The sequence below is a fragment of the Methanosphaera sp. A6 genome (genome assembly GCF_001729395.1).
Lineage (GTDB): Archaea > Methanobacteriota > Methanobacteria > Methanobacteriales > Methanobacteriaceae > Methanosphaera > Methanosphaera stadtmanae.
In genome coordinates this window covers 1-5,999 of the sequence record NZ_MAIF01000166.1, presented here as the reverse complement: position 1 = coordinate 5,999, position 5,999 = coordinate 1, and the positions used below count along the sequence as shown (strand labels likewise).

4 protein-coding genes are annotated in these 5,999 nt (G+C 26.9%); all 4 read left to right on the top strand.

Annotated elements, in window-relative coordinates; genetic code table 11:
• The first annotated feature begins 355 nt into the window (after positions 1-355).
• Positions 356-2,740: a hypothetical protein gene (locus tag A9758_RS07350; RefSeq protein WP_158005526.1), complete on the top strand. Its 2,385-nt coding sequence runs from the start codon at positions 356-358 to the stop codon at positions 2,738-2,740.
• A gap of 207 nt (positions 2,741-2,947) precedes the next feature.
• The gene (locus A9758_RS07345; RefSeq protein ID WP_011405662.1) at positions 2,948-4,189 is read left to right on the top strand and encodes a glycosyltransferase family 4 protein; all 1,242 of its coding nucleotides are present in this window, start codon (positions 2,948-2,950) and stop codon (positions 4,187-4,189) included.
• Positions 4,182-5,153 (top strand): glycosyltransferase family 2 protein, encoded by a 972-nt coding sequence (locus tag A9758_RS07340; RefSeq protein ID WP_233144179.1) that lies wholly within the window; start codon positions 4,182-4,184, stop codon positions 5,151-5,153. Before A9758_RS07345 ends, A9758_RS07340 begins: the two co-directional genes overlap by 8 nt.
• A gap of 212 nt (positions 5,154-5,365) precedes the next feature.
• The coding region (locus tag A9758_RS07335; RefSeq protein ID WP_143740889.1) for an Ig-like domain-containing protein at positions 5,366-5,999 on the top strand (634 nt) is incomplete at its 3' end.

The following is a 5,999-nucleotide window of genomic DNA, read 5'->3' as shown; positions in this document are numbered from 1 at the left end:
CACTTAAAGAATTCTTTATGAATATTTATAAAAATCCCAAATATTCTAAAGTTATTATAAATGGATTAAAAGATGGATTACTAAAACAAAATAAGTAATTTAAATCTAGATAATAACACTCTCTTTTTACAAATCTTTTTTTAAATATATTAATAAAACTTGAATTAGTCCTTATTTCTTTATCTAATCTAAAATATAGTTTGAATAACATAATAATAATAACAGAAAATCTGTTTAATATAATAAAAAAGAATTCATATTAATATAATATTCACATTTAATAAAGAATTTGGAGGAAAACCTTATTAAAATTAAAAAGATAAGCATGATTTTATTACTACTTGTCTGTTTATTTATGTTAGTATCAACTGTCTGTGCATCAGAGACCAACACTACAGATAATACAAACATACAAATAACAACAGAGGGTGCTGGCACAAATCATGTATTAGAGACAAAATCTCTAAAAAAATCTTCAGTAAATATGAATAAAGAAGTGTCTTTAAAAAATAACACTATAACAAAACCTATTACAAAAAGTATAAAACAAGAAACTTCTACTAAAACAAATATAACAAAAACAACACCTAAAACTACTGTAAAAAATAACACTGTAACAAAAACTACTACAAAACAAGCCACTATTAAACCAAATAGAACTATATATATAAGTAATTCTGGTTCAGATAAAAATAATGGTTCACAAAAAGCTCCATTTAGAACATTAAACTATGCATGTGACTATGCAATGACTCATTCTGATGTTAATTCAATATACATATATAATGGACAGTACAGAGTTAATCAAACAATATCAATTACGAAAAATATTAATATTACAGGACAAAGCAAACCAAATACTCTTATAAAACTAGAAAATGCACGTTTATTTGAATTAAATAAAACAAAAATAACTTTTAATATCAGTAAATTAACAGTAAAAAATGGTAATACTACCACATATGGTGCAGTAATTAAGATTAATTCACCATCAACAACATTGTATGTAAATAACATATCTTGTATGAATAATAAGGGAAGTCAAGGTGGTGCAATAGGAGTATTGTCTAGTAATAACAGAGTTTATATTAAAGATTCAACATTTAAAAATAATATAGCAACTGTACGTGGAGGAGCACTATGTTTTTCTGATAGAAGTAATGTGGTAGATATAATAAACTGTTTATTTGTAAATAATACAGTTCAAACAGAACACTCCATGTCTGATACCTTAGGTACAGGTGGTGCAATATATTCTGGAGGAAATACTAGTTTAGTTGTAAGTAACTCTTCATTTGGACAAAATACTGCAGGTTGTGCAGGAGCAATATACAATGCAAATAATGGGACCTTGATTATAAATTCATCATCATTCACATCTAATAGAGCAGAATATGAATCAAAATTAGGATATGGTGGAGCAATAATGATTGGTAATGGATTTTTAACAGTTAAAAAATCCACATTCAGATATAACTATGCTCTAAATGGTGGTGCTATTAGTATAAACAGTGGAACTAACGCATCAATATTCTCAACCCTCTTTTATAATAATCATGCTAGAGAAACAGGTGGAGCAATATCATGTTTTGCAGATTTATTAATTGACAACACAACATTCACATCAAATAAAGCAGATAAATATGGTGGAGCATTCTATAACATAGGTGCAAGTGATATAATCTCAATAAACAACACAATATTCACTTCAAATAAAGCAACAAATAATAAAATTATAACATATGGTGGAGCAATCTGTGGAAGAGGATTCATGTCAGTATATAACATAACAAATTCAAGATTTAACAACAACTTGGCAAGTTATGGTGGAGCTATAAGTTCAGAATCAACATATCTAACTTGGACTCTTAAAAATACTCAATTTAACAACAACGTTGCAAAGTACGCAAGTTCAAGAGGTGGAGCATTCTACATGGAATCAATTAGAAGTCAAGCATATATTGAAGCATGTTCCTTTAAAAATAACACTCTCGCTGGTGGTGGTAAATCATATGGTGGTGCTATATCAATATTTGGAAAAGAAAATATCATCTCTGTTAGAAGCACATATTGTAATGGAAATCTTGCACAATATGGTGGAGCATTATATAATCATATGGATAATTACCTTGTTGTAGCAAACTCAGAATTTATTAAGAATAAAGCTCCTGGAAAATGGGGTCGTGGAGGAGCAATATTTGCTAATGATGATCTTAGAATCTTAGACTCTGTATTTTTAGATAATACTGCAGGATTTGCTGGAGGAGCAATATTTGTAAATAAAACCTGTCAAATAGTAGGTTCTTCATTATATAATAATAAAGCAGGAAATAACAATGGAAATAACATGTATTCAACTACGCAAGTTAAAGGAGAATATAATTGGTGGGGTTATAATAACATAAGTATGATTAAGAAAAATAATTATAATGTTAATGATGACTGTCCAATAGTATTTAGTGGGCATATTTATAACTGTAGATATAATCCAATATCAAATGTTACAATTTACACAGTATATGCAGATACATACTTCTATAATGATAATGGTACACTACGTAGTACAACTCATGTAATACCTCCAAGAAACATCACAATCTTCAATAATAAAACACCACAAACAAAAACAGTAGAACTAAATTATAAGGGATATTATCAGTATATAATTCCTGGAAAAGTATACACAACTATTAATGTAAGATTAGATGGTACAACATTGAAACTTATATATATAGCATAACTAAGATGTAAGATTTAAAGATCCTTTCATTTTACTTTTTTTTAAATTTTCATTTTTTATAAAAGACCTATTTTTTCTATAAAATATCTATATAATTTTTTTATTTAACTACATCTAGTTAATTTAAATAATATATAAAAAAACAAATATAAATATTAATTAGTAATTTTTTTAGAAGATTAATGATAGGGAATAAAAGGGGATAAAATGACTAAACAATTAAAGATAGCAGTTTTTCATAACCTGCCTTCTGGAGGAGCTAAGAGATCATTATATACATATATTGATTATTTAACAAAGCATGGACATATTGTAGATGTGTTCATACCAGAAACAGCTAATGAGGAATATTTACCATTAGAACCAATAGCTAATAATGTAATTAAATACGATGTAAAACCTAGTTTTTTCAGAGAGAAAATTTATTCAATATTCAGTTATGTGCCAGCTATTATTAAGAAAGTATCTCTAAACAACGTTTTCAATACTGAAAAAAAAATAGCTGTAGATTTAAATTCATCAGATTATGATATAATCTACTGTGAACAGGATCAATTTACAATGACTCCCATAATCTTTAAATATTTAACAAAACCTAATCTATACTACTGTCAACAGCCAATTAGAACTGATAAAATACTAAAAATAGTAAATAATCAAAAGAAAAAGTCAAGCATATTTAATAATAGATTAATTAAGCCATTTGCACAATATTTTGTTAATTATGTTGAAACAAGGGATTATGAAAGGGATCTTGAATTTGCACAGTACTCAACAAATCTTCTTGCAAACTCATATTTTAGTCATGAAAATATTCTAAGACAATATGGTAAAAATGCATATGTGTCATATATTGGTGTGGATACTAGTATGTTTAAACCATATAATCTTGAAAGAGAAAACTTCGTACTATCTGTTGGTACATGTATACCACCAAAGGGTTATGATTTTCTAATTAAAGCAATAGCACATATACCAGAAAATCAAAGACCTAAACTAGTTCTAGTAGGTAACAGTAGTGATGAAGGATGGGTAAACTATCTTAAAACATTAGCCAATAGGAAGAATGTAAAACTAGATATTCATTCAATGATTTCAGATGTTGAATTAATTAAACTATATAATACAGCTAAATTAGTTGTATATGCACCATACTTAGAACCTTTTGGATATGTTCCATTAGAAGCAATGGCTTGTGGAACACCTGTTGTTGGAGTTAAAGAGGGAGGAGTTAAAGAAACAGTACAACATAATAAAACAGGACTTTTAACTCAAAGAGATGAAAAATCATTTGCAAAGGCAATAATTACCCTATCAAATAACAAGGAACTATGGAATAAATTTTCATACAATGGAATTAAAACCATACAATCCTATTGGACATTAGAACATGCAGGTAACAGATTATTAAATCATATATATAGAATTTTGGATAATCAAGATGATTAAAATGACAAAACCATTAGTATCAATAATATTATTAAATTGGAATGGGTATGATGATACATTAGAAGCATTAGAATCATTATATCAAATAAACTATCCTAACTATAATGTGATTGTTGTTGATAATCATTCAACAAATGAATCTATAGAAAAAATAACTGAATATGCAAAGGGAAATATTAGAATTGAAACTGAATTTACAAAATATCAAAATAATAAACCCATTCAATTAACACATATAATGGAAGATAATTTGAATAAACAAGTAGATAACACTTCAACAATAGAAAAAAAGAAATTATTACTTATAGAAAATTATGAAAATTATGGTTTTGCAAGGGGAAACAACATAGCCATTGATTATACCTTAAAACATGATAATCCAGAGTATGTATTATTATTAAATAATGATACTATTGTAGATGCTAACTTTTTAGATAATATGGTTGATGTAGCATTAAATGATGATAAAATAGGTATTATAGGTCCAAAATTTTATTATTATGATTATGAAGGAGTGCATGATAAAATATGGTGTATTGGAAGTGTTGTGGATTTAGATGAATATCCTGGACATCATAGTATAATGGATGAGGAAAACTATGATATTTCAGGTAATGTTGTTGAATGTGACTGGGTTTCAGGTGCAGGATTACTTATTAAAAGTTCGTTAATTCCAGAGAATTATCTTGATACTAGCTTCTTTTTTGGTTGTGAAGATGTTGATTTAGCAGTCACTGTTAAAAATAAGGGTTATAAGGTAGTGACTGTAATGAATTCTATCGTATGGCATAAGGTTGGAATGTCAAGACATAAGCATTCTACATTTCATACAGAATATAATCATATTAAAACAAACTTGCAGTTTATTAAAAAGCATAAAAAACATTATTATCTTCATTTACCAGTCTATGGTTATCAAATCTTTAAATTGTATATGAAAGCTATTGTTAATAGATTTTCTTAATTTAAATTCCTAATTTAAAAGAGAATAATTATTACTTTTTCATATTTTTTTATTAAAAAAGCTATAGTTTTAAATAATAACACCAAGTAATATAACATAAACCTACTTTTAATAAGTAAGGTTTTTAGAAGAATTAATTTATTATAATAGAATTTTATTAAATAATTTAATTAGGAGTTGTTAAAATTAAAAAACTATTTATCATAGTCTTAATGTCTATGATATTATTAGGTATATCAGCAGTATCTGCAGAAAATACTACACACAGTATAACTGATACTCCAACAGTATCAACCAGTACTGCAGATATGTCTAAAACAGTTTCCACTAAAACTGTAGCAGAAAATACAGAAGTTAGTGAAAATACATATACAATTCATGCAAAAACAAATGAAGTTACACACTCAACCACACAAAAAGAGGTCACACAAAAATCCATAAAAACAGCACAAGACTTATCAAGTACAAATAAATCATTAAAAGGTACTATACCAACAAGAATGTCAGTAACTAATAAAATAACAACATATAATACAAAAGTACAATTAACAGCAACAGTAGTTAACAATAAAACAAATGAATATGTAACAGAAGGTAATGTAACCTTTAAAATCAATAATTCACCAATTGCAACATCAAAAATAACTAATGGAAAAGCACATTGTACATATAATCCAATTAATTTAACACCAAAAAAATACACAATTACAGCAATATATTCTGGAACCCATGTATTTAAAAATTCATCAGCAACAGGAACATTAACAGTAACTAAGAAAAACAGTAACATGGTATTATCTGACAAGGTAATATCATATGGAAATAAAGTTCAGCTAGTAGCTACAA